The sequence below is a fragment of the Actinomadura physcomitrii genome, from assembly GCF_008923205.2.
Taxonomy (GTDB): domain Bacteria; phylum Actinomycetota; class Actinomycetes; order Streptosporangiales; family Streptosporangiaceae; genus Spirillospora; species Spirillospora physcomitrii.
In genome coordinates, this window is the sequence record NZ_WBMS02000012.1 from 165,023 (window position 1) to 190,601 (window position 25,579).

Consider the following 25,579-nt stretch of genomic DNA (forward strand, 5'->3'; position numbering starts at 1 on the left):
CCCCAAGTTCCGGGGTAAAACCCCACATAGCAGGACGACCGCGCACCCCGCCCGGGGGATGCGCGGCCGCCCTGACCGCCGTGGGCGCGCCCTCAGCGCGCCACGAGGTCGCCCCGCACGCCGTCGCCGCCGGGCACCGGCTCGGCCGCGTCGGAGCCGAGCGCGACGATGGCGTTGGACCGGTCGACGTGCACCACGCGCGGCTCGAACTCGCGCGCCTCGGCATCGGTCATCTGCGCGTACGCGATGATGATCACCAGGTCGCCGGGCTGCACCAGGCGGGCCGCCGCGCCGTTGATCCCGATCACGCCGGAGCCCCGCTCGCCCGCGATCAGGTAGGTCTCCAGGCGGGCGCCGTTGTCGATGTCCACGATGTGCACCTGCTCGCCGGGCAGCAGGTCCGCGGCGTCCATCAGGTCCTGGTCGAGGGTGAGCGAGCCCACGTAGTGCAGGTCCGCCTGGGTGACGGTGGCGCGGTGGATCTTCGACTTGAACATCGTCCGGAACATCAGCGCTCCTTCGGGGTGACGAGCTGGAGGGGCAGGTTGTCGATCAGATGGGTGGCGCCGACGCGTCCGGCGACGGCGAGCACGGCCGGACCGGTGTATCCGGTCGTGACCTGCAAGAACGTGGACGGGTCGACGAGCACGAGGTAGTCGAGCTCGAGCGGCGGGTCGGCCGCGGCCGCCTTGTCCAGGACGGCGCCCGCCGCCCCGACCACCGCGTCCGGGCCCTCGTCGGCCGCGTCCGCGCCCGCGTACAGCGCCCTGGACAGGGCGAGCGCCGTGCGCCGCTCGTCCTCGGACAGGTACCGGTTCCGGCTCGACAGGGCCAGCCCGTCCTGCTCGCGGACGGTCGGCGCGCCGACGATCTCGACCGGCACGTTCAGGTCCGCGACCATCCGGCGGATCATCGCGAGCTGCTGCGCGTCCTTCTGGCCGAAGACGGCCACGTCCGGACGCACCAGGTTCAACAACTTCAGGACGACCGTGAGCATTCCGTCGAAGTGGCCGGGGCGCGCCGCGCCCTCCACCCGCTCGCCCATCGGGCCCGACCTGACCGTGACCTCGGGCTCGCCCGGGTACATGACCTCGCGGGACGGCGCGAACACGATGTCCACACCCTCGGCGGCGCAGGCCTCGAGGTCGGCCTGGAACGTCCGGGGGTAGCGGTCGAAGTCCTCGTTCGGGCCGAACTGCAGCGGGTTGACGAAGATGCTGACCGCGACCGCGTCCGCGCGGCGCCGCGCCTCGCGGATCAGGGACCGGTGCCCCTCGTGCAGCGCCCCCATCGTGGGGACGAGTGCCAGCGCGCCCTTCGCCGCGGAACGGGCGGCGGCCAGTTCCTCGCGCGTCGCGGCGATGACGGGCGTCACGACGCGTCCTCCGGCTCGCTCACTGATCCTCCCTGGTCGGTCCTGCTCGGTGTCCCTGCTCGGTTCCGGTCGTCCCTCGCCGCACTCGTCGGCGCCGCTCTCGTCGGCGTCGCAGGGCCGGCGCTCCGCCGGGCGGCGGCCGGAGTGCTGCGTGTCCTCGGCATGCGGTGGTGGGCGGCCGTCAGTCGGCCAGCACTTCGAGGAGGCGCTCGGCGGCCTCGGGTTTGAGGAGTCCCGCGCCGAGCGCGCGGTCGGCGGTGAGGCGGGCCAGCGCGATGTAGGCGCGGCGGCTCTCCGGCGAGACCCTGCCGAGCTCGGCGACGTGGTCGGCGACCGTCCCGGCGTCGCCGCGCGCGACCGGGCCGGTCAGGCCGTCGATGCCGAGCCGCAGCGCGTTGTCGAGGGCGGCGCCGAGCAGCGGGCCGAGCATCCGGCCGGGCTCGCCGACGCCCGCGGTGCGCAGCAGGTCCATCGCCTCGACGACGAGGGTGACCAGGTGGTTGGCGCCGCCGGCGAGCGCCGCGTGGTAGAGCGGGCGGCGCTCCTCGGTGATCCACACCGGCTCCCCGCCCATCTCCACGACGAGGGCCTCGGCGACCGGGCGCAGCGGTTCGGGCGCGGTGACGCCGAACGAGATGCCGGTGAGCCGGTTCACGTCGTCGGGGCGTCCGGTGAACGTCATGACCGGGTGCAGGGCCAGCGGCAGCGCCCCGGCGCGGGTCAGCGGGTCGAGGACGGCGGACCCGTACCGCCCGCTGGTGTGCATGACGAGCTTGCCGGTGACGTCGACCCCCGCGGCGACCAGTCCGGCGGCCAGTTCGGGCAGCGCGTCGTCTGGCACGGTGAGCAGCACCAGGTCGGCGACGGCGACGGCGTCCTGCGGGGTGACGACGGCGGCGCCGGGCAGCCGCTCGGCCACCCGCTCGCGCGACCGGTCGGAGACGGCCGCGGCGGCGGCCACGCGGTGGCCGGCGCGGGCGAGCGCCGCGCCGAGCGCCGTGCCGACGCGTCCCGCGCCGACGACGCCGACCGCGAGCCGGGCGGGCCGGTCCTCGGGCCGCGTCTCCCCGGCCCCCGGCCCGTCCCCGGGCGCGGCGGGGTCAGGCGTGAATGGGTCCATCTGTTCGTTCCAGTCCTCGAGGTAGGTACCGGACGTGCGCGCCCAGCGTACCCGCGGGTCGCGGACGCGCGTTCCGGTGGGTCTTCCGGTGGTTCACGGACGCCTTGACGGCACGGGTCCCGCGAACACCATCACACATCGGTGACGGTCCGGCTACCCGTCGTAACGTCCGTGTCGGCCGGACGGCCACACTTCATAGGTCACGGAACGTGAACGCTTGCGGAAGACCGGAGGCGGGGCGTAACCATGTCTGTGACGACGTCGTCACGCAAGGTGAAAGGCAAGGAATGACCAGGGCGCTCCGCCCCCGACGAGATGGAGCAGACTTTGATCAGGACAGCCCTCAAGACCGGCGCGGTCGTCGCGACCCTCGCGGGAACGGCCTTCGCGGCCGCTCCGGCCAACGCCGACACCCACAACCACAACACTGCCGTGGGCAACACGACGAACGTCTTGATCGTCGGTGGCTACGGCGTGACCTGCGGCTCAGTCTCCGTCGGCAGCCAGTCCGGCACGGGCTGCAACGGCAATCACGTGTACAACGGGCACAACCACAGCGGCACCGCAGGCTGGATCGGGCACCGCTGGTGACGAGGTGACTCCACCGCGGGCCCGCCCGGCGGCCCGGGACCTGACCCTGCCCGGCCGCCCTCGGAGGCGATGCCCGCGGCGCCTTCGGCCCACCGCGACGCCGTCCCCGCGGCGGGACGAAGGGAACCGTCCGTGACACGAGGCGCCCGGATTCGGTGACTGTCCGAATCCGGGCGCTCGTCACACTCCGTACACATTCGCCAGAGCACGGTCAGTCGTGCGCCAGGGATTCCACGATGGACGCCTTGGCCGCCCGGCGCGCGGGCATCACCGCGGCGAGCACGCCGGCGGCGCCCGCCAGCAGCACGAACCCGGTGACCTGGAGGTAGGGCAGCGAGAAGATCGCGCCGTCCTCCATCGCGTTCGTCGCGGCCCAGCCGAACGCCACCCCGAGCACGACCCCGGTGAACGCGCCGATCACCGCCATGACCAGCGCCTCCACCGACAGCATCCGGCGCAGCTGGCGGCGGGTGAGGCCGAGGGCGCGCAGCAGCGCCGACTCGCGGGTCCGCTCCACCACCGACAGCGTGAGCGTGTTGGCGATGCCGAACAGCGCGATGACGATCGCCAGCCCGAGCAGCCCCCCGAAGATCAGCAGCAGCATGTCGATGGCGTCGCTCACGCTCTTCTCGAACTCGGCGGACGAGTACACCTTCGCGGCCGGGTAGGGGCGCGCCGCCGTCTCGACGGCCTTGCGCGCGGCGGCGGCCGGCACACCGTCCCGGTCCTTGATGTAGATCGCCGAGTCGTCGGGCGCGGCGAAGTAGCGGGTGAAGTCCGCCTCCGGGACGAGCAGCCCGCCGAGCGTCGTCGCCGGCGTGCTGAACACCGCGGCGATCTTCACGGGTGCGGTGCCGTGCACCGTCCTGACCTGCACGGTCTGCCCGACGCTCATGCCGTGTCGCTCCGCGACGGCCTGCTCCACGATCCCGGTGCCCGGCTTCAGGCCGTCCGAGGTCAGCGCGGACGCCGCCCCGTCCACGAGCTTCGGCTTCAGGACGCGGCCGAGCGCCGACCCGGTCAGGCTCGCGACCTGGGTCTCCTTGCCGTCGACCTTGGCGTCCTCGGCCAGCAACTCGAAGACGTCGGAGAACTCGGGCCGCTTCCTGAACGCCTCGGTGAGTCCCTGCGGCGCCCGGCCGCCGCCGTCGCCAATGCGCGCCTGCACCTGGAACTCGGCCGGGTACTGCTCGGCCAGCTTCTGCGCCGACGTCGCCTTGCTGCTCGCCGCGACGACGGCGAACAGGCTCATCAGCCCGATCCCGACGGTCAGCGCGATCGTCGTGGTAGCGGTGCGGCGCGGGGACCGGCGCGCGTTCGCCACCGCGAGCCGTCCCGGCACCCCGCCGAGCCGCGCCGGGACCGCACCGGCGAGGCGGCCGAGCGGACGCACCAGGGCAGGCATCGCGGTCACCACGGCAAGGAAGAACACCGCCCCCGCGAGCGCGACCGTGTACATCGCGGCCTGGCCCTTAGCCATCGTCAACGAGCCCATGGCGCCGAGCCCGAGCCCGGCCGCGCCGAGCAGGACGGCCAGCGCCGTGCGGATCGCGCCGAGCCGGAACCGCCCGCCGCCCGGCTCAGGTTCCGAGCGCAGCGCCGCGACGGGCGCGACCCGCGTCGCCGCCCGCGCCGGCAACAGCGCGGACAGGACCGTCACGACCACGCCCACCGCGAGTCCGATCACCACCGTCCGGGCGGACAGGGCGAGGCCGTCCATCCGCACCTTGTCGGTCAGCCGCGTCATGACGGCGACCGCCCCCGCGCCGAGCCCGGCGCCGGTGAGGATGCCGAGCACCGACCCGGCGAGCCCGACGGCGAACGCCTCGGTGACCACCCCGCCGAACACCTGCCGGCGGGTCGCGCCGACGCAGCGCAGCAGCGCCATCTCCCGCATCCGCTGCGCGACCAGGATGGCGAACGTGTTGTAGATGACCAGCGCCGACACCAGCATCGCGACCAGCCCGAAGATCAGCAGTCCGGCCTTGATGACCTCGGTGTCCGCGCCCGCCTCGTCGGCGAGCCGCTTGCCCAGCTCCTTACCGGTGTAGACCCTGTACTCGCCGCCGACCGCCGCCTTCACGGCCGGCTTCGTCCCGCCCAGGACGTCGATCTCCTGGTACTTCTTCGCGCCCGCCATCGCCATCGCCGTCGCGGTGTCGAAACCGACGCCGCCCCGGTAGCCCGCCTCCTCGTCGATGCCGAAGTCGACGAGCCCGACGACGGTGAAGCGGTGCGGGCGGTTCGCGTGGTCGAGGACCGTGACCGCGTCGCCGACCTTGTAGCCGGACCTTTCCGCGAGATCCTTGCCCAGCACCGCCTCGGACGCGCCCGACGGCGTCCTGCCCTTGGTGACGTCGTAGCGCAGCAGCCGCCCGGACGGCACCGAGATCCCGACGGTCGGGACGTCGCCGACCGTCTTGCCGTCCTTGCCGACCAGTGCCGCGTCGCCGCGCACCGTGCCCAGCGCCTGCGTCACGCCGGGCACCGCCTTGACGCGGGCCAGGACGTCCAACGGGATCCCTTGCTCGTCGTCCGGGCCGGCACCCGTGCGCGCGGGGGGCCGGACCGCGACGTCGACCTTGTCGGCCGACCTCGCGAACGTCCGCGCGACGCCCTGGTTCATCGTGTCGGTCAGCACGAACGTGCCGGAGATGAAGCCCACGCCGAGGGTGATGGCCACCGCGGTCAGCAGCAGGCGCAGCTTGTGGGCCCGCAGGCCCGCGAGCGTCGTCCTCAGCATCGGGTCACGCCCCCAGGCTCTTCAGCCGGTCCAGCACCGCGTCCGGCGTCGGCCGGACGATCTCGCTGACGATCGCGCCGTCGCGCAGGAACACCACCCGGTCGGCGTAGGACGCCGCCACCGGGTCGTGCGTCACCATCACGATCGTCCGCCCCATCTCGCGGACCGAGGCGCGCAGGAACCCCAGCACCTCCGCGCCCGCGCGCGAGTCGAGGTTGCCGGTCGGCTCGTCCGCGAAGATCACGTCCGGGCGGGCGACGAGCGCCCGCGCGCACGCGACCCGCTGCTGCTGGCCGCCCGACAGCTCGCTCGGCCGGTGCCCGAGCCGGTCCCGCAGCCCCACCACGTCCACGACCTGGTCGAACCAGGCCCGGTCCGGCCTGCGGCCGGCCAGCTCCAGCGGCAGCAGGATGTTCTGCTCCGCGGTGAGCGTCGGCAGCAGGTTGAACGCCTGGAACACGAACCCGACCCGGTCGCGGCGCAGCATCGTCAGCTGCCGGTCGCCCATCCCGGTGATCTCCGCGTCGCCCAGCACGATCCGCCCGGAGGTGACCGTGTCCAGCCCGGCCAGGCAGTGCATGAGCGTCGACTTCCCGGACCCGGACGGGCCCATGATCGCGGTGAACGCACCGCGCGCGAACCCGACGCTGACCTCGTGCAGCGCCCGTACGGCCGCGTCGCCCGACCCGTACACCTTCGACACCCCGGTGGCGGCGACCGCGGGCGGCGGCGCGGCGTGCGGCGCCTCCCCGGACGGACTGGTGAACGTGCTGGTCACGGCGGCTCCTTCGGATCGGACGGACGTGTCGGATACGACCGTGATCAACGCTAGGAATCCGCGGCGCAGCTGCCATCAGCCGTGCGGCTCCGCCGCGTGTCAGCTTTTCGGCTGCTCCGGCGCGCGGCGTACGACCTGAGACGTACGAGCCCGTCCCCCCTTCCGCCGACCCGCCCCGCTCGCCCTGCTCGCCCTGCTCGCCCTGCTCGTCCTGCCCGCCCTGCGCGCCCTGCGCACCTGCCCGCGGTACACGCGGAGGCGCCGGAGGCCCCCGTGGGACCTCCGGCGCCTCGGTGCCGGGCCGTTGCGCGCCCGGCGCGGCTGATCAGCCGTTGTGGACGGACGCGCCGCCCTTGCAGCCGGCGCCCGCGATGCCGATGACGGCGACGGCGTTGCCGCAGACGTCGACCGGGATCGAGATCGGGGCGTTGATCTGGTTGCCACCCAGGATGGAGAAGTTCCCGCTGGTGTGGTTGTGGTTGAACTGGCCGTGGCCGTGGCCGTGACCGTGGCCCTTGCCGTGGCCGTGGCCGTGGTCCCAGTCCCCGGCGTACGCGGGGGCCGCGGCCAGAACCGAACCGGCGACCGCGAAACCGAGGATGCCGGTGGCGGCGAGCTTCTTGAACACGAGAGTCCTCCCGTACCGGGCCGAGGGCCCGAGCGAATATTTTGAAGCCGCCCTTTAGAGGGCGTCGCGTACGGTAGTTACCCAGCTACTCTCCGGTAAGCCAATAGAGCGCCCCAGCATGACGGCAAATAGTCGCCAACGAGTAATCATGGCGTTACAAAGTGTAACCGTTTTGCCGGGTTCGCCGGGACTGTCGCCCCAGCCGAGCGCGACCACCGTGCGCGCCGTCCACGGCTCCACATCACCGAGACGCGTCCGAAGTGCGGCCACGCCGACGCTCTCAGGGCGCCAAACGGCCCACGACCTCGCCTTTCGCCATTCGAAAGGAGCGGCCGGATCACGGCGACTCCACCCGCCGCCGCGCCGCCTCTCACATGCTCGGAAGCGACGGCATCGCGGGGCCGCAATACATCTCCCGCGCATGCGAGAGCGGTAAGAACACGGGATCCACCGACGCTCCGCAGTGCCGGTCGCCGCGAACGCGCCGGAAGTCCCGCGGGGGGACCTCCGGCGCTTCGAGACCGGACCGCCGCTGGCCCGGTGCGGCGGATCAGCCGTTGTGGACGGACGCGCCGCCCTTGCAGTGCGCGGCCGCGATGCCGAGCACGGCGCCGACCGCGTTGCCGCAGACATTGACCGGGACCGAGATCGGGACGTTGACCTGGTTGCCGCCCAGGATCGAGAAGTTCCCGCTGGTGTGGTTGCCGTTGAACTGGCCGTGGCCCTTGCCGTGACCCTTGCCGTGGCCGTGGCCGTGGTCCCAGCCGCCGGCGTACGCGGGCGCCGCGCCCAGCGCCGAACCGGCCACCGCGCACCCGAGGATGCCGGTGACGACGAGCTTCTTGAACACGAGAGTCCTCCCGTACCGGGCCGACGGCCCGAAGCGAATGATTCCGAAGCCGCCCTCAGAGGGCGTCGCGTACGGTAGTTACCCCGCCACAGTCAGGCACGGGGCTGGTTCGGACCAGCGGAGCGGCAATTGATCATCAGCAAGTGATCATGAACTCATCGGCCGTCGCCGCCTTGCCCGCTTCTGACCAGTCCTGTCTCGTAGGCGAACACGACCGCCTGCACCCGGTCCCGGAGCCCCAGTTTCATCAGGATCCGGCCCATGTGCGTCTTCACCGTCGCCTCCGACACGAACAGCCGGCCCGCGATCTCCGCGTTCGACATCCCCCGCGCCACCAGCCGCAGCACCTCGCCCTCCCGCTCGGTCAGGCTCTCCAGCGCGCCGCTCGCCTTCTCCTCGGTGTCCGGCAGGTGCAGCGCGAACCGGTCGAGCAGCCGCTTGGTGGTGCTCGGCGCCACCACCGCGTCCCCCGAGTGCACCGCCTTGATCGCCTCGATCAGCTGCGCCGGGCCCGCGTCCTTCAGCAGGAACCCGCCCGCGCCCGCCTTGATCGCGGCGAACGCGTACTCGTCCAGGTCGAACGTGGTCAAGATGATCACTTTCGGCCCGCCGCCGTCGCCGACCCCGCTCCACTCGCCCGACACCACCCGCCGCGTCGCCTCGATGCCGTCCATCCGCGGCATCCGGACGTCCATCAGCACCACGTCCGCCGCCGTCGTCCGCAGCAGATCGAGGGCCTGCTGACCGTCCCCCGCCTCGCCGACCACCTCGATGTCGGGCTGCGCGTCCAGCACCATCGTGAACCCGGCCCGCACCAGCTCCTGGTCGTCCACCAGCACGACCCGGATCGGCCCCGCGCCCAGCTCGTCGTCCATCTCCATCACGCCTCTCCTCGTAGCGGACTCGGTTCCGCGGCACGCCCGGCGCCCACCCTGCCCACACTCCCACCCGGCGCCCGCATGGCGCGGCGGGTCATCCGGGCTCGCCGGTCGGGATCCGAGCGAGCACCTCGAAACCGCCGCCGGGACACGGCGCCGCGCGGACGCTGCCGCCGTACACCGCCGCACGCTCCCGCATCCCCGCGAGCCCGTGGCCGCGCCCGTCGTCGGCCGCCGCCGCGCCCCGCCCGTCGTCGTGCACCCGCACCTCGACCGCGTCCCCCGCGTACCGGAGCCGGACCGTCGCCGCCACCTGCGGACCGCCGTGCTTGAGCGTGTTGGTCAGCGCCTCCTGAACGATCCGGAACACCGTCAGCTGCCGGCCCTCCGACATGTCCGGAGGCGAACCGGCGACCTCGTACGTCACCGGCAGGCCCGACGAGCGCACCTGCTCCACCAGGTCGTCCAGCTGCGCGACGCCCGGCTGCGGCGCGTACGCCCCCGCGTCGTCGCTCTCCCGCAGCACCCCGAGCAGCCGCCGCATCTCCGCCAGCGCGTGCCGGCCCGTCTGCGAGATCGTCTCCAGCGCCTGCCGGGCCCGCCCCACGTCCCGGTCGATCGCGAACGACGCGCCGTCCGCCTGCACCACGATCACGCTGACGTTGTGCGCCACCACGTCGTGGAGCTCCCGGGCGATCCGGGCCCGTTCCGCCGCCATCGCCATCTTCACCTCGGCGTCGCGCTCCCGCTCGAGACGGGCCGCCCGCTCCTCCAGCGAGCTCAGGTAGGCGCGGCGCGTCCGGATGTGCAGCCCGAGGATCCACACGCCCGCGACCAGCACCGACAGCAGCAGCAGCGTCGACCGCTGGTCGTTCGGGGCGACCGAATACCGCATCGCCGCCATCACCGCGCCCAACTCGGCCGTCAACGCCGCAGCCAGCCCCCAGCGGAACGAGAGGTCCGCCGCGACGGTGTACACGCCCATCAGGACGGCCATGTTCGCCGGGATCGGGACGATACCGGCCACGCATTGGATGCAGCTGATCAGCGCCACCACGGCGAAGACCGTCCGCGGGAACGTCCGCCGCATCACCATCGACGCGACGAGCCCGGTCGTCAGCGCCAGGTATTCGAGCCTCGGCACGGCCTGCGTGTTCCCGAGCCACGCGGGGAGGGCCACCAGCAATAGCGGAGCCGCGAAAAAGGCGTCGACCAGCGGTTTCCTGCCGCGCAGCCAGTCCCAGAACCTCCCGACCATGCGCACAGCGTACGGACGCGCAGATCAGCCCTGGATCAGCCGCAGGTCGGACGGTCGTCCGCCGCAGGGATGGTCCCACCGCCACCGCACGGTAACGTCACACTCGTGGCGGCGTTGGCGACCGGGTGGCTGACATGGCGCACCGCGATGGAGCGGGCACTGTACGGAGAGGGCGGCTTCTACCGGCGGGGAGAGCGCCCCGCCGAGCATTTCCGCACCTCGGTGCACGCCTCGCCGCGCTTCGCCGCCGCGATCGCCCGGCTCCTGATCGACGTCGACACCGCCCTCGGCCATCCCGACCGGCTCGACCTCGTCGACATCGGCGCCGGCTCGGGCCGCCTGCTGGGCAACATCATGGCGAGTCTCCCGTCCGGCATCACCTCCCGCCTCGCACCCACCGCCGTGGAGATAGCACCACGCCCCTCTGACATTCCGGCGTCCGTCACCTGGCGCGCCGACCTCCCGGACCGCATCACCGGCCTCGCCGTGGCCAACGAGTGGCTCGACAACATCCCGCTCGACGTCGCCGAGCACACCCCGGACGGCGTCCGCACCGTGCTGGTCGACCCGTCCAGCGGCATCGAGCGCCTCGGCGCCGAGCCGTCCGCCGAGGACCGCGCCTGGCTGGACCGCTGGTGGCCCCTTCGCGAGCCCGGCGACCGCGCCGAGATCGGCCACCCCCGCTGCGCCGCCTGGGCCGCGGTGATCGGGCGCCTCGACCGCGGCCTGGCGATCGCCGTGGACTACTCGCACGCCCGCGACTCGCGCCCCCCGTACGGCACCCTCACCGGCTACCGCGACGGCGCCACCGTCCCGGCCGTCCCGGACGGCTCGTGCGACGTGACGGCGCACGTGGCCCTCGACGCCTGCACCACCGCGGGCGAGCGGGCCGGCGCCACGTCCACGCTCCTCACCACCCAGTGCGCCGCCCTTCGCGCCCTGGGGCTGTCCGGCGCCCGCCCGACCCTGGCGATGGCCCACACCGACCCCCGCGGATACGTCGCCGCCCTCTGCCGCGCCGGCGAGGACGCCGAGCTCACCGACCCGTCCGGCCTGGGCGGCTTCGGATGGCTCACCCAAACCGTAGGCATCCCCCTCCCCCCGCCCCTGTCTCGGCCACCCACTTCCTGACCCGCACGCGGCGGACAAGCCGGCGCTCCGGGAGGAGTCCATCCGCCCGCCGCCAGGACTCAACCAGCGGGCCACCCGAGGCGAGTTGCCGGTCGCGGTTCAGCATTCGACGTGGAGGGCTTGGAGGCCACGGAGGACGAAGCCGGGCTTCCATTCCGGCTCGGATGCCGGACGTAGGCCAGGTGCCAGCCTGAGCAGGGCCGACAGCGACTCGGTCAGCTCGATCCGGGCGAGCGGGGCGCCGAGGCAGTAATGGATGCCGAGGCCGAAGGTGATGTGGGGGTTCGGGTCCCGGGCGAGATCGAGCCTGTCGGGGTCGGCGAAGACGGCGGGGTCCCGGTTGGCGGAGGCGAACTGCAGCGCCACTTCGGCACCGCGTGGAATGTCCACGCCCGCCACGGTCATGTCCTCCAGCACCCACCGCTCGAACATCGGCGCCGGGGTGTCGTACCGCAGCAGCTCCTCGACGGCCGTGGGGACGAGCGAGATGTCGTCGCGCAGCCGCTCGAGCTCGCCGGGGTTGCGGAACAGCGCCCACCAGCCGTTGCCGGTCGCGTTGACCGTCGCCTCGTGGCCGGCGTTGAGCAGCAGGACGCAGGTGCCGATCAGCTCGTCCTCGGTCAGCCGGTCGCCCTCGTCGACGACCTGGGCGAGCGCGCTGATCAGGTCGTCGCGCGGGTCCCGGCGCCGTGACCGGGCCAGCTCCCGCAGGTAGTCGGAGAACTCCACCGCGGCCCGTACGGCGGTCCGCTGCACCTCCTCCGGCGGGTTCAACTCGTACATGCCGCAGATGCCGGCGGACCAGGGGCGCAGCAGCGGCCGGTCCGCCTCGGGCACGCCGAGCATCTCGGCGATGACGTTGACCGGCAGCGGCTCGGCGACCTCGGCGAGCAGGTCGCCGCCGCCCTTGGCGGCGAGCGTCCCGGCCAGCTCACCGGCCAGCCGCCGGATCATCGGCCGCAGCCCTTCGACCATCCGAGCGGTGAACGCCTTGGACACCAGCCGCCGCAGCCGCGTGTGGGTGGGCGGCTCGACGTCGAGCATCCCAGCCCGGATCAGGTCCCAGAACGGCTTGAGGAACTCCGCCTCCGGCGGCTGCCCGAACTCCTCGTGCCCGGCCACGTGCAGGTAGGACCGCCCGAGCCGCCGGTCGCGCAGCAGCGCGTCGACGTCCTCGTACCTGCTGATCACCCACTGCCCGGTCGGCTCGTGGAAGAACACCGGCCGTTCCTCCCGCAGCCGCGCGAACACCGGATACGGATCCGCGACGAACTCCGCCGCCCACGGCTGGTACCCCAAATCGCTCATCCACCGACAATACGGCCACCCCGCCAAGGCAGTACCCACACAGATGCACGAAGCCCCACCCCCAGCCACCGCCAAGAACCAGCCTGATCCGTCGGCCGGGCCCCGTTCCCCGAAACGCGGGGCCGCCCCGCGGCGGGACGGCCACGGCCCATGCTCGACGGCGCCGGACGGCACCTCCGCCGGGGGGGTGTGGGGGGCGGAGCCCCCCGCCGGGGGGCGTGGGGGGCTGGCCCCCACCGGGGGGAGCGGCACCCGTAGCGGAGCGCCAGCGGAGCGAAGGGGGCCGCTCCCCCCGCAGCGGGGGGGGTGTGGGGGGTCGCGCCCCACAAGAGAAACGCGATTCTGTGGATAACCCGTCAGCGGGCGGCCCAGTGGGCGGGGTCACCGGCGGCACTGCGGGCGGCCTGGGCGCGGCGCGCCGTCGACTCGACGATCGCCCGGGCCTCGCCGGACTCCCGGTCCGCGGCCGCCACCTGGACCGGCCCCGGCGGCGCGTCCACGTGGACGGTGGCCAGCCCGAAAACGCGCTGCACCGGGTTCATGGTCAGCCGGACGCTCTGCGCGCGCGCGTGGGCGATCACGTCGGTGCGGCGGCACGGCCAGCCGTGCCGGGCCACGAACACCACGTCGTCGGCGCCGGCGCCGTCCGCCCGGTCGATCGCGACCGCCTTCGACGAGGCGGGAACGAGCGGCACCGCGTCGACGTGCGTACCGGGGAAGACCTGCGAGACCAGGTGCATGGCGACGTGCCTCGGCGCGATCGGCAGCAGCGTCGAGGACAGCGCCTGCCGCTCCCCCGCATAACCGGCGACGGTCACCTCGACGCGGGCCCATCCGACCTTCCGCCAGATGGCGGGCTCGACGATGCTGACGGCCTGGATGCGGCCGGGCGGAAGCGTCTGCATCCGCGTCTCGAGCAGCCCGTACCGCAGTCGTATGCCGTCCGGTGACATCGCGACCGTGAAGTTGGCGTACATCACCAGCGGTGCGATGACGGCCCGGATGAGCCCGAGGACGATCGGCAGCGTGACCGCGAGGATGCCGCCCTCGGCGTACGCCACGAGGAACACCAGGGTCGCGAAGAAGAGGATCCCGGTACCGAGCACGGGCAGACGAAGGATCAAAGAGGCGAGGAGGTTGCCGAAGGGGACGCGCCACATGTGCCGTTCCGGCGCCTCGGGCGTGGTTCCGGGGAGGCCCGCCGCGCGCGCGAGGAGTTCCGCGCGCAGTTGCTGGCCGGAGTGGCGTCCTAGGTAGCGCAGCGCGATCTCGCTCTGCTCCCCGCCCGCGAGCTCCACCCGGACCTCCGCCAGGGAGAACACCCGGGTGACGAGCGGACGGACGACGTCGATGGCCTGGATGCGGGAGAGCGGTATGCGGCGCTTGTTCTTGCGGATCAGGCCCGTCTCCACCACGAGGTCGTCGCCGTCGATGGTGAAGCGCAGCGCCAGCCATGTCCACAGGCCGGAGCCGACCGCGATGGCCGTCATGGGGATGGACACCGCGAAGAAGCGCGTCACCACGGCGGGCGTGAGCTCCAACGTGACGCCGTCGCTCGTCTGCGTCAGCAGCAGCGGGAAGCCGAGCAGCACGAAGTAGATGATGAGGAACACGAAGGCGCGCAGCGGCGCCGTCGCCCAATGCAGCCGGTGCGTGCCCTCGGAGAACCGGACCGGCGGCGGAGGGGGGCGGTAACCGGGCGGCGGACCGTACGCATAGGGCGGTCCATAAGGCGGCCTGGGCTGACCATACGGGCCAGGAGGCGGGCCGTACGGAGGACGGGGCGGCCCGTAAGGACGCGGCGGCTGCGGCCCGTAGGGACCGGGTGGCCCGTACGGGCGGCCGTGGTCACCGGGAGGCGGGCCGTAAGGGCCGTTCATAGGCCCATGCCCCGTGCCTCGCCCTTCTGGGCGAGTCGGTCTCGCAGATGTGCGGCCTGCGTGGCGGGAAGGCCGGGAATGGCCGCGTCGGTCGCCGCGGCAGCGGTGTGCATCCGCACCGTGGCGATGCCCATCCACCGCTCAAGGAGCCCAGCGGTCACGTCCACGAACTGCATGCGGCCGTAGGGCACGACGATGAGCCGCTTGACGAACACACCATGAGTCACGACAAGGTCGTCGGAGCGCTCGACGTACCCGAAGGACCGGCGGTCGAGCTCCGCCATGACCCAGATGACGACGGTGACCAGCGCCACCGCGACGATCCACATGACGGCCGCCGCCGCGCCGCCGTTGCGCCACACCAGGAACGCGCCCACGGCGCCGATGGGGACCGCCCACAGGACGGCGTTGAGCAGCCGGTGCGGCGCGTGCCGTGCCGAGATGGTGGACCACTGAAGGTCCCCGCCGGGGGCGAACGCCTCGTCGGCCTTGTACGTCGGAGGCACCGCGACGGGCGCGCCCGGTTGCTGCTGGTGACCGCCGGGCGGCACCTGCTCCGCGCCCGGCACGAAGTCGGGCCGGCCCGGTGGCATGCCCGGCGGGGAGCCCGCGGGGTCGTGCGGATGGCCGCCCTGCCCCGGCCCGGACGGCGCGGGCGGACGCGCCGCGTTCTGGTATCCAGGCTGCGCGACGGGCTCGTACGGCGGTTCACCATGGCTCGGGTTCATTGCCCCCTAGTCAACCGGATAACGGCCGCCGCCCGCCATGGGACCATGAGGCGGTGACCGGAGCGGCGGAGACGCGACCATGACCACCGAGCGGATCGTCGGGATCGGTGCGGGCGCCAAGGAGCTCGCCACCGAGGACATGACGTTGAACATCGGCCCCCAGCACCCGTCCACGCACGGGGTGCTCCGGCTGCGGCTGACCCTGGACGGCGAGCGCATCTCGGCGGCCGAGCCCATCATCGGCTACATGCACCGGGGCGCCGAGAAGCTCTTCGAGGTGCGGGACTTCCGGCAGATCATCGTGCTGGCGAACCGGCACGACTGGCTCTCGGCGTTCGCCAACGAACTCGGCGTGGTGCTCGCCGTCGAGCGGATGCTCGGCATGGAGGTGCCGGTCCGCGCGGTGTGGACGAGGACGCTGCTGGCCGAGCTCAACCGGGTCCTCAACCACCTCATGTTCCTGGGCTCGTATCCCCTCGAGGTCGGCGCGATCACGCCGATCTTCTATGCGTTCCGTGAACGCGAGACGTTGCAGCGGGTGATGGAGGAGGTGTCCGGCGGGCGTATGCACTACATGTTCAACCGTGTCGGGGGCCTGAAGGAGGAGCTCCCCGCCGGTTGGACGGCGCGCGCGCGGACCGCCGTCTCCGACGTCCGCTCGAGGATGGGCGACATCGCCGACCTCATCCTGGGCAACGAGATCTTCCGCGCGCGCACGCGCGGCGTCGGGGTGCTCACGCAGGAGCAGATCCTCCAGTACGGCGTGTCGGGTCCGATCGCACGGGCGTCCGGCGTCGATTTCGACCTGCGCCGGGACGAGCCGTACCTCGCCTATGGAGAGCTCGACGTGCCTGTGGTCACGCGGCAGGAGGGCGACTGCCTCGCCCGCTTCGAGTGCCTGCTGGACCAGGTGTACGCCTCGCTGGACCTCGCCGACGCCTGCCTGGACCGGCTCGACGAACTGGCGCCGGGGCCCATCAACCAGCGGCTCCCGAAGGTGCTCAAGGTGCCCGAGGGGCACACCTACGCCTGGACGGAGAACCCGCTCGGCATCAACGGCTACTACCTGGTGTCGCGCGGCGAGAAGACGCCGTGGCGGATGAAGCTGCGGTCCGCGTCGTTCAACAACGTCCAGGTGCTGGCGGAGCTGCTGCCCGGCAATCTGGTCGCCGACATGATCGCGATCCTCGGTTCGATGTTCTTCGTCGTCGGCGACATCGACAAGTAGCGGCCCTTGTCGGGCGGCTCTGCGGACGCTCTGCGGCGGCTCACGCCCTGGATGAGTTCCTGTTGCGCTCCTCCTCGTCCGGGTCTTTGGGCACACGGCACGCGTACTCCAGGAAGAACGCCGCCGCCACGAGCACGACGGCCGCGAGGAACGTGCCCACGCTGACGAAGAAGTCGTGGCGCGGGGTCGACTTGTCGAGCGAGTCCGCCAGGCTGGCGGCGAACCCGCCGAAGACGCCGGCGATGACCGCCGCCGTGTGCGCGCTGGCCTTCCCCAGGGCCGCCATGCGCGCGACCGCGAGCGGCTCCACCGGTTTGGTGTGCGGCTTGCGGCGGATCCGGCGCATCAGGTTGTAGCCGGTGAAGGCCTCGCCGAGCGCCAGCAGCAGCAGGGTCGGCACCGCCGTCCACGGAAGCGGCGGCAGCGACACGTACGCGGAACGCAACACCGCCCAGGTGATCACTGCCACCACGATCACGAGGGCGATGAGGAACAGCGGGCGGGACGGTCTCATGCAGGCTGCTGCAGCGTCAGGTCGTTCCGGCGGCGAACGGCCGACGGGCCCCCTTCCGCCTGCTTGGCCTCGGCGAGGTCGCCGACACGGCCGTGCCCCGGAAGCAGGACGTCCGGCTCGATGTCGGCCCACGGCACGAGCACGAAGGCCCGCTCGTGCGCGCGCGGGTGCGGGAGCGTCAGATCGGGGTCGCTGGACGAGATGTCGCCGAACACGACGATGTCGATGTCGAGCGTGCGCGGCCCCCAGCGCACCTCCCGGACGCGGCGCAGGGAGTTCTCGATGTTGAGCACGCGTTCCAGCAGGTTCTCCGGTGGGAGCCTGGTGTCGGCCACCACCACGATGTTGAGGTAGTCGCTCTGTTCCGGGATGGTCTCGCCGGGCGGCGCGTACGGTGCCGTCTCGTAGACGGGGGAGCACGCCACGAACTCCAGGCCGGGCGCGTCGAACAGCGCGTCGACCGCCTCCTGGAGGTTGTCCAGCCGGTCGCCGAGGTTGCTGCCGAGCGAGAACACGACCCGGTGTTCGACCAGCATGTGGCCGCCGGTGGCGGTGCGGTCGGGCATGCGGTCTGACGCTGTCATGGGCGACTCCTCCTGATCTTCACGGCGACGTCCGTGAAGGGATGCGGCACCGGGGCGCTGGGCTTGTGGACGGTGACCTCGGCCTCCACCACCGCCGGGTCCTCCAGACATATCTTCGCGAGCCGGTCGGCCAGCGTTTCGATCAAGTCGACCGGCTCCCCCTCGACGGCCGCGACCAGCCTGCCGGCGAGCGCGCCGTAGTCGACGGTACGCGAGAGGTCGTCGGTCTCCGCCGCGGGACGGGTGTCGAGGCCGAGCGACGCGTCCACCACGAACTCCTGCCCGAGCTCGCGCTCGGCCGGCAGCGCGCCGTGCCGCCCCCGGGCCCGCAGGCCGCGCAGTTCTATGCGGTCCAGGCTCATTCTTCCTCTGCATCCGCGGGGTTGAGAACGGGCGAGCCGTGGTGCAGCAGGAGCCGCCACTGCCCGTCGACCCGTACGAACAGTTTCGTGGCCACGATGCTTCCTCCCGCGAGGAAACCGGCTTCGGACTCGTCGTCGGCCGTGAGGACGTTCTCCTTGCAGGTGACCACGGCGTGGTCGCCGTAGACGTCCGTCTCGACGTCGGTCAGCACGAACTGGATGTAGGTGGTGTTGGCCATGATGAGCGCCCACGAGCGGAGGACCTCCTCGCGCCCGCGCAGCATCGTCCAGCCGGGATGCACGCAGGAGACGCCCGCCGCGTAGGGGCCCTCGGCCCACACGTCGGCCATCCGGTCGAAGTCCCCCGCTTCGAAGGCGGCGTAGAACTCGGCGTGGACCTCTTCCAGGTCGGCGCGGTTCACTGCACGGGTCATCGCTGGTCGCTCCCGGGGTGCATGGGACGGGCGGCCTCGATGGCGGCCGCCACGCGTACGGCGTCCACGTTCGGACGTACCCGGTGCACGCGCACGCACCACGCACCGGCGGTCGCGGCGAGCGCCGTGACGGCGACGGTGGCGTCGTCGCACTCGGCGAACGGGCGGCGCGTCCCGTCCGGCTCGGCCAGCAGGGTCGTGAAGAAGCTCTTGCGGGACGCGCCCACGAGAAGCGGGTAGCCCGTGCCGATGAACTCGTCCAGGTGGGCCAGCAGCGCCCAGTTGTGCCCGGCGGTCGGGCTCTTGGCGAACCCCAGCCCCGGGTCGAGGACGACCATGGACGGATCGACGCCCTCGCCCAGGACGGCATCGACACGGTGCAGCAGTTCCTCGCGCACTTCGCGGACCACATCGGCGTAGACGGACCGCGTCTGCATGTCGTGGCTGTGGCCGCGCCAATGCATCACCACATAGGGCACCCCGGCGGCGGCCACCACACGGGGCATGTCCGGGTCGGCCAGGCCGCCGCTCACGTCGTTCACCAGCCGGGCGCCGACGGCGACGGCCGCCTCCGCCACCTCCGCGCGCATGGTGTCGACACTGACCGGGACGTTCTCTTCCGTGAGCGCCTTGATGACGGGCACCACGCGGCGGAGTTCCTCCTCCAACGACACCCTCTGCGCCCCTGGGCGCGTGGACTCCCCGCCCACGTCGACTATGTCGGCGCCCTCGGCGACCAGGTCCAGGCCGTGCCTGACGGCCTTCTCCGGGTCGAACCAGCTCCCACCGTCGGAGAAGGAGTCCGGAGTGACGTTGACCACGCCCATGACGAGGCATCGCCCCGGCTGGGGCAGCCCCGGAACGGCGGCACTGGTCATATGGCCCAGCCTATGCCTTGCCCGTACCCCTTCAGAGCGTCGCCCTGGACCCGCGTCCGGGCGCCGTGGGCGCGCATCCGGGCGCCGTGGACGCGCATCCGGGCGCCGTGGACGCGCATCCGGGCGCCGTGGACGCGCATCCGGGCGCCGTGGACGCGCATCCCACCTCGCCCGCCGAGGCGCCCGCCGCCGAGCAGGCCCCGCTCCCCCGGCTCGGCCTGGCGGCTCGTCCCTCGCGCCCCGACTGTCCGTCGCCGCTCACCCATCACACGCTGAACGGGCCTCAGCTCGACGCTGAGGCCCGTACGGACGTGGTCGGGTAATCGAGATGCGAACAGGGGTCAGGAGCGGCCCAGGATCAGGCTCATCGCCTCGCTGCGGGTCTCCGCATGATCACGGAAGTCCCCGCGCACCGCTGAGGTCACCGTCTTGGCGCCCGGCTTGCGCACCCCCCGCATGGTCATGCACAGGTGCTCGGCCTCGATCACCACGATCGCGCCCCGCGGCTCCAGCACGCTCATCAGCGCGTCCGCCACCTGGCTCGTCAGCCGCTCCTGCACCTGCGGGCGCCGCGCGTACACGTCGACCAGCCGGGCCAGCTTCGACAGCCCGGTGATCTGCCCCTTCTTGTTGGGCGTGTACCCCACGTGCGCCACGCCGTGGAACGGCACCAGATGGTGCTCGCACACGCTGTACACCTCGATGTCCTTCACCAGGACCATTTCCTCATGGTCGGCGTCGAACACCGTCGTCAGCGCGTCCTCGGGCCGCTGGCGCAGGCCGGCGAACTGCTCGGCGTACGCGCGCGCGACCCGCGCCGGGGTGTCGCGGAGCCCGTCGCGGTCGGGGTCCTCCCCGATCGCGAACAGGATCTCGCGTACCGCCTTCTCGATCCGCGCGTGGTCGAACCCGGGAGGGTCCTCCCGAACCGGCTCTTCGTCATAGGGGATGGCCAAGGCGGTCAGCTTTCGCCCGGGGCCGGGTCGGCGGACTCGGAGGTGACGCCGCCGCCCTGGCCGTTGTTCTTGGTCAGGTCGGTCACGTCCTGCGGGCCCATCAGAGCCAGTTCCTTGGGCGTGAGCACCGGCGGGCGGTCCGACGGGAGGCGCTTGCCATAACCGGTGTAGGAGTTCTGGTGCGGCCGCTTCTGGATCGGCGCGAAGATCCGCAGCACCTGCTCCTTGGAGAGGGTCTCCTTCTCCATGAGGTTGACCACCAGGTCGTCCAGGACGTCCCGGTACTCCACGAGGATCTCCCACGCGGTGTCGTGCGCGGCCTCGATGTAGCGGCGCACCTCGTCGTCGATCGCGGACGCGATGTCCTCGGAGTAGTCCCGCTCGTGGCCCATGTCGCGGCCCAGGAAGACCTCGCCCTGCCCGGTGCCGAACTTGCGGGCGCCGAGACGCTCGCTCATGCCGTACTCGGTCACCATGTTGCGGGCGATGGAGCTGGCCTTCTCGATGTCGTTGGCCGCGCCCGTGGTCGGCTCGTGGAAGACCAGTTCCTCCGCGGTGCGCCCGCCCAGCAGCATGGCCAGCTGGTCGGTCATCTCCGAGCGCGTGGTGAGGAACTTGTCCTCCATCGGCAGGGTCATGGTGTACCCCAGCGCGCGCCCGCGCGGGAGGATCGTCACCTTGTGCACGGGGTCGGAGTTCGGCAGCGCGTGCGCCACCAGCGCGTGCCCGCCCTCGTGGTAAGCGATGATCTTCTTTTCCTTCTCCGACATCACCCGGGTCTTGCGCTCCGGCCCGGCCATGACGCGGTCGATGGACTCCTCGAGGGTGTCCATGTCGATGAGCTTGCGGTCGAAGCGCGCGGTCAGCAGCGCCGCCTCGTTGATGACGTTCGCGAGGTCCGCACCGGTGAAGCCCGGAGTGCGGCGCGCGATGATGTCCAGCTCGACGTCCGGGGCGAACGGCTTGCCGCGGCCGTGCACCCGCAGGATGCCCTTGCGGCCCTCCAGGTCGGGGCGGTCCACGGTGACCTGGCGGTCGAACCGGCCCGGGCGCAGCAGCGCCGGGTCGAGGATGTCGGGGCGGTTGGTCGCCGCGATGAGGATCACGCCGCCCTTGACGTCGAACCCGTCCATCTCGACGAGGAGCTGGTTCAGCGTCTGCTCGCGCTCGTCGTGGCCGCCGCCGAGCCCCGCGCCGCGGTGCCGGCCGACGGCGTCGATCTCGTCGATGAAGATGATCGAGGGGGCGTTGGTCTTGGCCTGCTCGAACAGGTCGCGCACCCGGGAGGCGCCGACACCGACGAACATCTCGACGAAGTCGGAACCGGAGATCGAGTAGAACGGCACGCCCGCCTCGCCGGCCACCGCGCGCGCGAGGAGCGTCTTACCGGTGCCGGGCGGGCCGTACAGCAGCACGCCCTTGGGGATCTTCGCGCCGATCGACTGGAACTTCGCCGGGTTCTGCAGGAAGTCCTTGATCTCTTCCAGCTCCTCCAGGGCCTCGTCGGCCCCGGCCACGTCGGCGAAGGTGGTCTTCGGGGTGTCCTTGGTGATGAGCTTGGCCTTGGACTTGCCGAAGTTCATCACCCGCGAGCCGCCGCCCTGCATCTGGTTCATGATGAACAGGAAGATCAGCACGATGACCACGATCGGCAGCAGGCTGAACAGCAGGTTCAGGAAGAAGCTCTGCTTGGGGACATCAACGTTGTAGCCGCCGGGCAGATTGCCGTCGTCTGCCTGCTTCTGCAGCTGGTTCTGCAACTGCAGGCCCTGGCCGTCGACCCAGGAGGCCTGCTGCTGCTTGCCGTTCTTGAGCGTGACCTCGATCCGCTGGTCCTTGTCGACGATCTTGGCGGACTTCACCTGGCTCTTGGCGATCTCCTGGACCACCTTGGAGGTGTCGGTCTTCTCGAACGAACGGCCGGGGTTGACGCCCCACATCACAAGGGCGACCAAGAGGCCGAACAGCAGGATCCACAGCAGCGGCCCGCGAAAATAGCGCTTCACGTCCATTTATCCGGTTACCCCTACGGGGCCCGTCCCTCCTGACCAACGTCTGTGTGCGATCCTCGCCCGTCCCGGGGGGCGGACGTCACTGCGACCAACAAAGGTCCGTCGCCCGGGGCTCCGGACCCGTCGAGGCGGTCTCCCTCACATGGCTCCCTGACCCGAGGGCCCGGGATATGACGGTACACCGCAGGGCACAGGAGACGCAGCCAGCGCCGATCTCCTGATCCTCTTCATATACCCGTCAACGACCTTTGCAACGATCCGTCACGGCCCCTTGTTCCCCAGGGGTTCCCAGAGACGTCCTCGGTCCGCGCACGGGCGGGCTCAGGAGCCCTCTCCCCCGTACACGTGCGGCGCCAGAGTCCCCACGAAAGGAAGGTTCCGGTACTTCTCCGCGTAGTCGAGCCCGTACCCGATGACGAACTCGTTGGGGATGTCGAACCCGATGTACCTGACGTCGAGGTCGGTCTTCACCGCCTCGGGCTTGCGCAGCAGCGCGCAGATCTCCAGCGACGCCGGGCCGCGCGAACGCAGGTTGCTGACGAGCCACGACAGCGTCAGGCCCGAGTCGACGATGTCCTCCACGATGAGCACGTGCCGGTCGAGGATGTCGGTGTCCAGGTCCTTGAGGATGCGGACGACGCCCGACGACTTGGTGCCCGACCCGTAGGACGACACGGCCATCCAGTCCATCGACGCCGGCGAGTGCAGCGCGCGCGCCAGATCCGCCATGATCATGACGGCGCCCTTCAGGACACCGACGAGGAGCAGGTCCTTGCCCGCGTAGTCGGCGTCGATCTGCGCGGCGAGCTCGCGCACCTTCGCCTGCAGGTCGGCCTCGGGGATCAGCACCTTCGCCAGGTCGTTGCCCAGGTCCTTCTCGTCCACAACCCCACCCTCATCGTTGTGACTTCGCCCGCCCGCGCGGAACGGACGCCTTGCGCGACGGGCACGCCGTGTGACGGGTCGCACACGACGCGACGTCAAACCGGGCCGACCAGCAGCCTCCCATACCGCCGGAACGCTCGAAGACCCCCGGGCAGGTCGACGTGCCGCTGGCCGTGCCAGGCCGTGACCAGCCGATCCATTGCATCGACATGGACGGCCGCGAGCGTACCCGGTGGGCTGCCCGCCTTGACCGCCGCCATCCGCAAGACGCGTGTACGGAGGGCTCTGTGCAGTTCGTCGAGGCCGTCCACGCGGATGGCGACGGTCGGGCCCTTGCCCTCGTGGTCGAGTGCGTCGTCGTGGTCGAGTGCGTCGTCGTGGTCGAACGCGTCGGCGAGGAGGTCCTCGTAAGCGCGCGCGGCGAGAGCGTCCAGGGCGTCGGCGTCGTCCCGCAGCATCCGAGCCGTTCGCGCCAGCGCCTCTGCCACCCCCGGGCCGAGCGTCTCTTCGAGGACCGGCAGGGCTTGGTGCCGTACGCGCACGCGCGTGTAGGCGGGGTCGTCGTTGTGGGGGTCGTCCCAGGGCTCCAGCCCCATAGCGAGGCAGGCGCGGCGCATGGTGGCCCGATCCAGTTCCAGCAGGGGCCGGAGATACAGCACCTCTCCGCGATCGGTCGAGCGTCTGAGGACCGGGGGCATCCCCGCCAGGGAACGCGCTCCGGACCCGCGCGCCAGCCCGAGCAGGACCGTCTCTGCCTGGTCGTCCCGCGTATGGCCGAGGAGGACCGCTGCCGCACCGAGCCGTCCTGCGGCGCGGTCCAACGCCGCGTAGCGGGCGTTGCGGGCCGCGTTCTCCATGCCGCCCTCACCGTCAACGGTGACCGCGATCGACCCGGCAGGGTCCAACCCCAGGTCTGCGAGCGTCCGGACGACCGCGTCCGCGCGCGCGCCTGAACCGTCCTGCAAGCCATGGTCGATGGTGATGCCGCCCGCTTGGAGCCCCGCCCTGGGCGCCTCGAAGGCGAGGGCTCCTGCGAGCGCCAGGGAGTCGGCGCCGCCGCTGCACGCCACGACCGTCATCGAGCCGGCAGGCATGTCGGCCAGTACACGCCGCACTGCCAGCCGCACAGCCGCCACCGCCGGATCAGGCCCCATGGGAAACGTCTACCACCGGACGGTGCGGCACAGCGGAACCGGTGCCCGCTCCTTTGCCGGCGTCAGGCGCCGTGCGCGTCCCGCGGCCGCGTCACGCCTCGCTGGCCTCGGGCGGGGCCACATCGATGGCGCGCGGGCCGACGACCCGGTCCATCCACAGGGCCGGCTCCTTGATCTCGTCATGCGTGGGCAGGGTCTCCGGAGACTGCCAGACCTGGTTGAACCCGCTCATGCCCGCCTCCGCGACGACCCGCCGGACGAACCGCGAGCCCTCCGCGTACTGCTTCATCTTCAGGTCGATGCCGAGCAGGCGGCGGATCGTCTTGTCCAGCTTGGAGCCGCCGTCACGGCGTCCCTGGAACCGGGAGCGGATCTGCTCCACCGAAGGCACGACCTCGGGGCCGACGGCGTCCATGACGTAGTCGCCATGCCCCTCGACCAGGGTCATCACGGCGGTCAGCCGGTCGAGGATCTTGCGCTGCTCCGGGGTCTGGATCGCGTCGATGAGGTTGGCGTCGCCGCCGCGCATCGCGTCGGCCACCGCCTCCGCCGCGTCCCGGATCCGGTCCAGCATCACGCCGGGGTCCAGGTCGGAGGCGAGCAGGAACTGGGTCATCTGGTCCTGCACGTACTCGCGCAGCCACGGAACGCCGGTGAACTGGGCGCGGTGCGTCTCCTCGTGGAGGCACACCCACAGCCGGAAGTCGCGCGTATGGACGCCGAGCTCTTGCTCCACATGGACGATGTTGGGCGCCACGAGAGTGAGACGTCCGGTCGGCGCCTGCCCGGACGGGTCCGGCGGCAGGAACAGCTCGTACTGGCCCAGCACACGGCTGGCCATGTAGGCGAGGATCGCGCCCACCTGCATTCCGGTCACGCGCGAACCGACCGCCTGGACGACCACATTGCCGGCGCCGCCCAGCGGGCTCGGGCTGCGGCGCTCGGACATCTGCTCCATGAGCGGTTCCAGCACCACCCGGAAGCCGTCGACGTTGGCCCGGATCCAGCCGGGCCTGTCCACGATCGTCGCCGGGGCCGGATCGAGCTCGGAGGCCATCCCGGTGAAGTCCCGCACGTGCCCGTGCGCGTCCCTGGACAGCTCGCGCAGCTCCGCCACGACCGCGCGGGCCTCCTCATGGCTGACCTGCGGTCCCGGACGCACCAGACGGGTCCCCGCCTGGACTGCGACGTTCCAGTCGATCATTGAGGCGCTCATGTGCTCCACCGTACTTTTCGGACACGGCGCCGGAGCGCCCCTGCTCGATCGTTCAACGAACAACCGTTCTGGTTATCTCCCGTACGGC

At 71.8% G+C, this 25,579-nt stretch carries 26 protein-coding genes; 4 read left to right on the forward strand and 22 right to left on the reverse strand.

Annotated elements, in window-relative coordinates:
- Nucleotides 1-92: 92 nt before the first annotated feature.
- From panD to F8568_RS17435, 3 genes are all read right to left on the reverse strand, one after another.
- Complete coding sequence (gene panD, locus F8568_RS17425; RefSeq protein ID WP_151594589.1) at nt 93-509, reverse strand: aspartate 1-decarboxylase; 417 nt, start codon at nt 507-509, stop codon at nt 93-95.
- On the reverse strand, nt 509-1,375 hold the full coding sequence (panC, locus tag F8568_RS17430) for a pantoate--beta-alanine ligase (protein ID WP_151594590.1): 867 nt from the start codon (nt 1,373-1,375) through the stop codon (nt 509-511). The genes panD and panC overlap by 1 nt, the downstream gene beginning before the upstream one ends.
- Nucleotides 1,376-1,556: 181 nt before the next feature.
- The gene (locus F8568_RS17435) at nt 1,557-2,495 is read right to left on the reverse strand and encodes a Rossmann-like and DUF2520 domain-containing protein (RefSeq protein WP_151594591.1); all 939 of its coding nucleotides are present in this window, start codon (nt 2,493-2,495) and stop codon (nt 1,557-1,559) included.
- A gap of 315 nt (nt 2,496-2,810) precedes the next feature.
- On the opposite strand from F8568_RS17435, the gene F8568_RS17440 reads away from it, so the two are divergent.
- Entirely contained in the window at nt 2,811-3,086 is a 276-nt protein-coding gene (locus F8568_RS17440; RefSeq protein ID WP_151594592.1) for a hypothetical protein, read from the forward strand.
- Nucleotides 3,087-3,297: 211 nt separating this feature from the next.
- On the opposite strand, the gene F8568_RS17445 is transcribed toward F8568_RS17440, so the two are convergent.
- The 6 genes from F8568_RS17445 to F8568_RS17470 all read right to left on the reverse strand — a co-directional run bounded on the left by F8568_RS17445 (nt 3,298) and on the right by F8568_RS17470 (nt 10,221).
- Nucleotides 3,298-5,829, reverse strand: a complete 2,532-nt coding sequence (locus F8568_RS17445) for an ABC transporter permease (RefSeq protein WP_151594593.1) — start codon at nt 5,827-5,829, stop codon at nt 3,298-3,300.
- Between the two features lie 4 nt (nt 5,830-5,833).
- On the reverse strand, nt 5,834-6,607 hold the full coding sequence (locus F8568_RS17450) for an ABC transporter ATP-binding protein (protein WP_151594594.1): 774 nt from the start codon (nt 6,605-6,607) through the stop codon (nt 5,834-5,836).
- A 325-nt stretch (nt 6,608-6,932) separates the two neighbouring features.
- Entirely contained in the window at nt 6,933-7,235 is a 303-nt protein-coding gene (locus F8568_RS17455; RefSeq protein ID WP_151594596.1) for a chaplin family protein, read from the reverse strand.
- 550 nt (nt 7,236-7,785) lie between these two features.
- Nucleotides 7,786-8,085, reverse strand: coding sequence for a chaplin family protein (locus F8568_RS17460; protein ID WP_151594597.1), 300 nt, complete (start codon nt 8,083-8,085; stop codon nt 7,786-7,788).
- 155 nt (nt 8,086-8,240) lie between these two features.
- Nucleotides 8,241-8,966: a response regulator gene (locus F8568_RS17465; protein WP_236008843.1), complete on the reverse strand. Its 726-nt coding sequence runs from the start codon at nt 8,964-8,966 to the stop codon at nt 8,241-8,243.
- Nucleotides 8,967-9,057: 91 nt separating this feature from the next.
- Nucleotides 9,058-10,221 carry a sensor histidine kinase gene (locus F8568_RS17470; RefSeq protein WP_151594598.1) on the reverse strand — a complete coding sequence of 388 codons (1,164 nt, stop codon included), beginning with the start codon at nt 10,219-10,221 and terminating at the stop codon, nt 9,058-9,060.
- A gap of 105 nt (nt 10,222-10,326) precedes the next feature.
- Between F8568_RS17470 and F8568_RS17475 the strand changes: the two genes are divergently transcribed.
- Nucleotides 10,327-11,352: an SAM-dependent methyltransferase gene (locus tag F8568_RS17475; protein WP_328600927.1), complete on the forward strand. Its 1,026-nt coding sequence runs from the start codon at nt 10,327-10,329 to the stop codon at nt 11,350-11,352.
- Between the two features lie 99 nt (nt 11,353-11,451).
- Here F8568_RS17475 and F8568_RS17480 read toward each other — a convergent pair whose 3' ends face one another.
- From F8568_RS17480 to F8568_RS17490, 3 genes are all read right to left on the reverse strand, one after another.
- Nucleotides 11,452-12,660 (reverse strand): cytochrome P450, encoded by a 1,209-nt coding sequence (locus tag F8568_RS17480; RefSeq protein ID WP_151594600.1) that lies wholly within the window; start codon nt 12,658-12,660, stop codon nt 11,452-11,454.
- Nucleotides 12,661-13,016: 356 nt separating this feature from the next.
- On the reverse strand, nt 13,017-14,273 hold the full coding sequence (locus tag F8568_RS17485; protein WP_328600928.1) for a PH domain-containing protein: 1,257 nt from the start codon (nt 14,271-14,273) through the stop codon (nt 13,017-13,019).
- Between the two features lie 263 nt (nt 14,274-14,536).
- A complete protein-coding gene (locus F8568_RS17490) occupies nt 14,537-15,268 on the reverse strand; it encodes a PH domain-containing protein (protein WP_236008844.1) in 732 nt (243 codons plus the stop codon).
- Between the two features lie 79 nt (nt 15,269-15,347).
- Between F8568_RS17490 and F8568_RS17495 the strand changes: the two genes are divergently transcribed.
- Nucleotides 15,348-16,496: an NADH-quinone oxidoreductase subunit D gene (locus F8568_RS17495; protein ID WP_151594602.1), complete on the forward strand. Its 1,149-nt coding sequence runs from the start codon at nt 15,348-15,350 to the stop codon at nt 16,494-16,496.
- A gap of 40 nt (nt 16,497-16,536) precedes the next feature.
- On the opposite strand, the gene F8568_RS17500 is transcribed toward F8568_RS17495, so the two are convergent.
- The 5 genes from F8568_RS17500 to folP are packed head-to-tail and all read right to left on the reverse strand — an operon-like array spanning nt 16,537 to nt 19,268.
- The gene (locus F8568_RS17500; RefSeq protein WP_151594603.1) at nt 16,537-17,010 is read right to left on the reverse strand and encodes a DUF3180 domain-containing protein; all 474 of its coding nucleotides are present in this window, start codon (nt 17,008-17,010) and stop codon (nt 16,537-16,539) included.
- Entirely contained in the window at nt 17,007-17,594 is a 588-nt protein-coding gene (folK, locus tag F8568_RS17505; protein WP_151594604.1) for a 2-amino-4-hydroxy-6-hydroxymethyldihydropteridine diphosphokinase, read from the reverse strand. The genes F8568_RS17500 and folK overlap by 4 nt, the downstream gene beginning before the upstream one ends.
- On the reverse strand, nt 17,591-17,956 hold the full coding sequence (folB, locus tag F8568_RS17510; RefSeq protein WP_202125058.1) for a dihydroneopterin aldolase: 366 nt from the start codon (nt 17,954-17,956) through the stop codon (nt 17,591-17,593). The genes folK and folB overlap by 4 nt, the downstream gene beginning before the upstream one ends.
- Complete coding sequence (locus tag F8568_RS17515; protein ID WP_151594605.1) at nt 17,953-18,390, reverse strand: nuclear transport factor 2 family protein; 438 nt, start codon at nt 18,388-18,390, stop codon at nt 17,953-17,955. The genes folB and F8568_RS17515 overlap by 4 nt, the downstream gene beginning before the upstream one ends.
- A complete protein-coding gene (folP, locus tag F8568_RS17520) occupies nt 18,387-19,268 on the reverse strand; it encodes a dihydropteroate synthase (RefSeq protein WP_236008845.1) in 882 nt (293 codons plus the stop codon). The genes F8568_RS17515 and folP overlap by 4 nt, the downstream gene beginning before the upstream one ends.
- Nucleotides 19,269-19,285: 17 nt before the next feature.
- On the opposite strand from folP, the gene F8568_RS46830 reads away from it, so the two are divergent.
- The gene (locus F8568_RS46830; RefSeq protein ID WP_151594606.1) at nt 19,286-19,591 is read left to right on the forward strand and encodes a hypothetical protein; all 306 of its coding nucleotides are present in this window, start codon (nt 19,286-19,288) and stop codon (nt 19,589-19,591) included.
- Between the two features lie 18 nt (nt 19,592-19,609).
- On the opposite strand, the gene folE is transcribed toward F8568_RS46830, so the two are convergent.
- The 5 genes from folE to F8568_RS17545 form a co-directional block, all read right to left on the reverse strand.
- A complete protein-coding gene (gene folE, locus F8568_RS17525) occupies nt 19,610-20,224 on the reverse strand; it encodes a GTP cyclohydrolase I FolE (protein ID WP_151594607.1) in 615 nt (204 codons plus the stop codon).
- 5 nt (nt 20,225-20,229) lie between these two features.
- Nucleotides 20,230-22,236, reverse strand: coding sequence for an ATP-dependent zinc metalloprotease FtsH (ftsH, locus tag F8568_RS17530; protein WP_151594608.1), 2,007 nt, complete (start codon nt 22,234-22,236; stop codon nt 20,230-20,232).
- Nucleotides 22,237-22,557: 321 nt separating this feature from the next.
- Nucleotides 22,558-23,121, reverse strand: a complete 564-nt coding sequence (hpt, locus tag F8568_RS17535) for a hypoxanthine phosphoribosyltransferase (protein ID WP_151594609.1) — start codon at nt 23,119-23,121, stop codon at nt 22,558-22,560.
- A gap of 95 nt (nt 23,122-23,216) precedes the next feature.
- A complete protein-coding gene (gene tilS / locus F8568_RS17540; protein WP_151594610.1) occupies nt 23,217-24,275 on the reverse strand; it encodes a tRNA lysidine(34) synthetase TilS in 1,059 nt (352 codons plus the stop codon).
- 91 nt (nt 24,276-24,366) lie between these two features.
- Complete coding sequence (locus F8568_RS17545; protein ID WP_151594676.1) at nt 24,367-25,479, reverse strand: zinc-dependent metalloprotease; 1,113 nt, start codon at nt 25,477-25,479, stop codon at nt 24,367-24,369.
- Between the last annotated feature and the right edge of the window lie 100 nt (nt 25,480-25,579).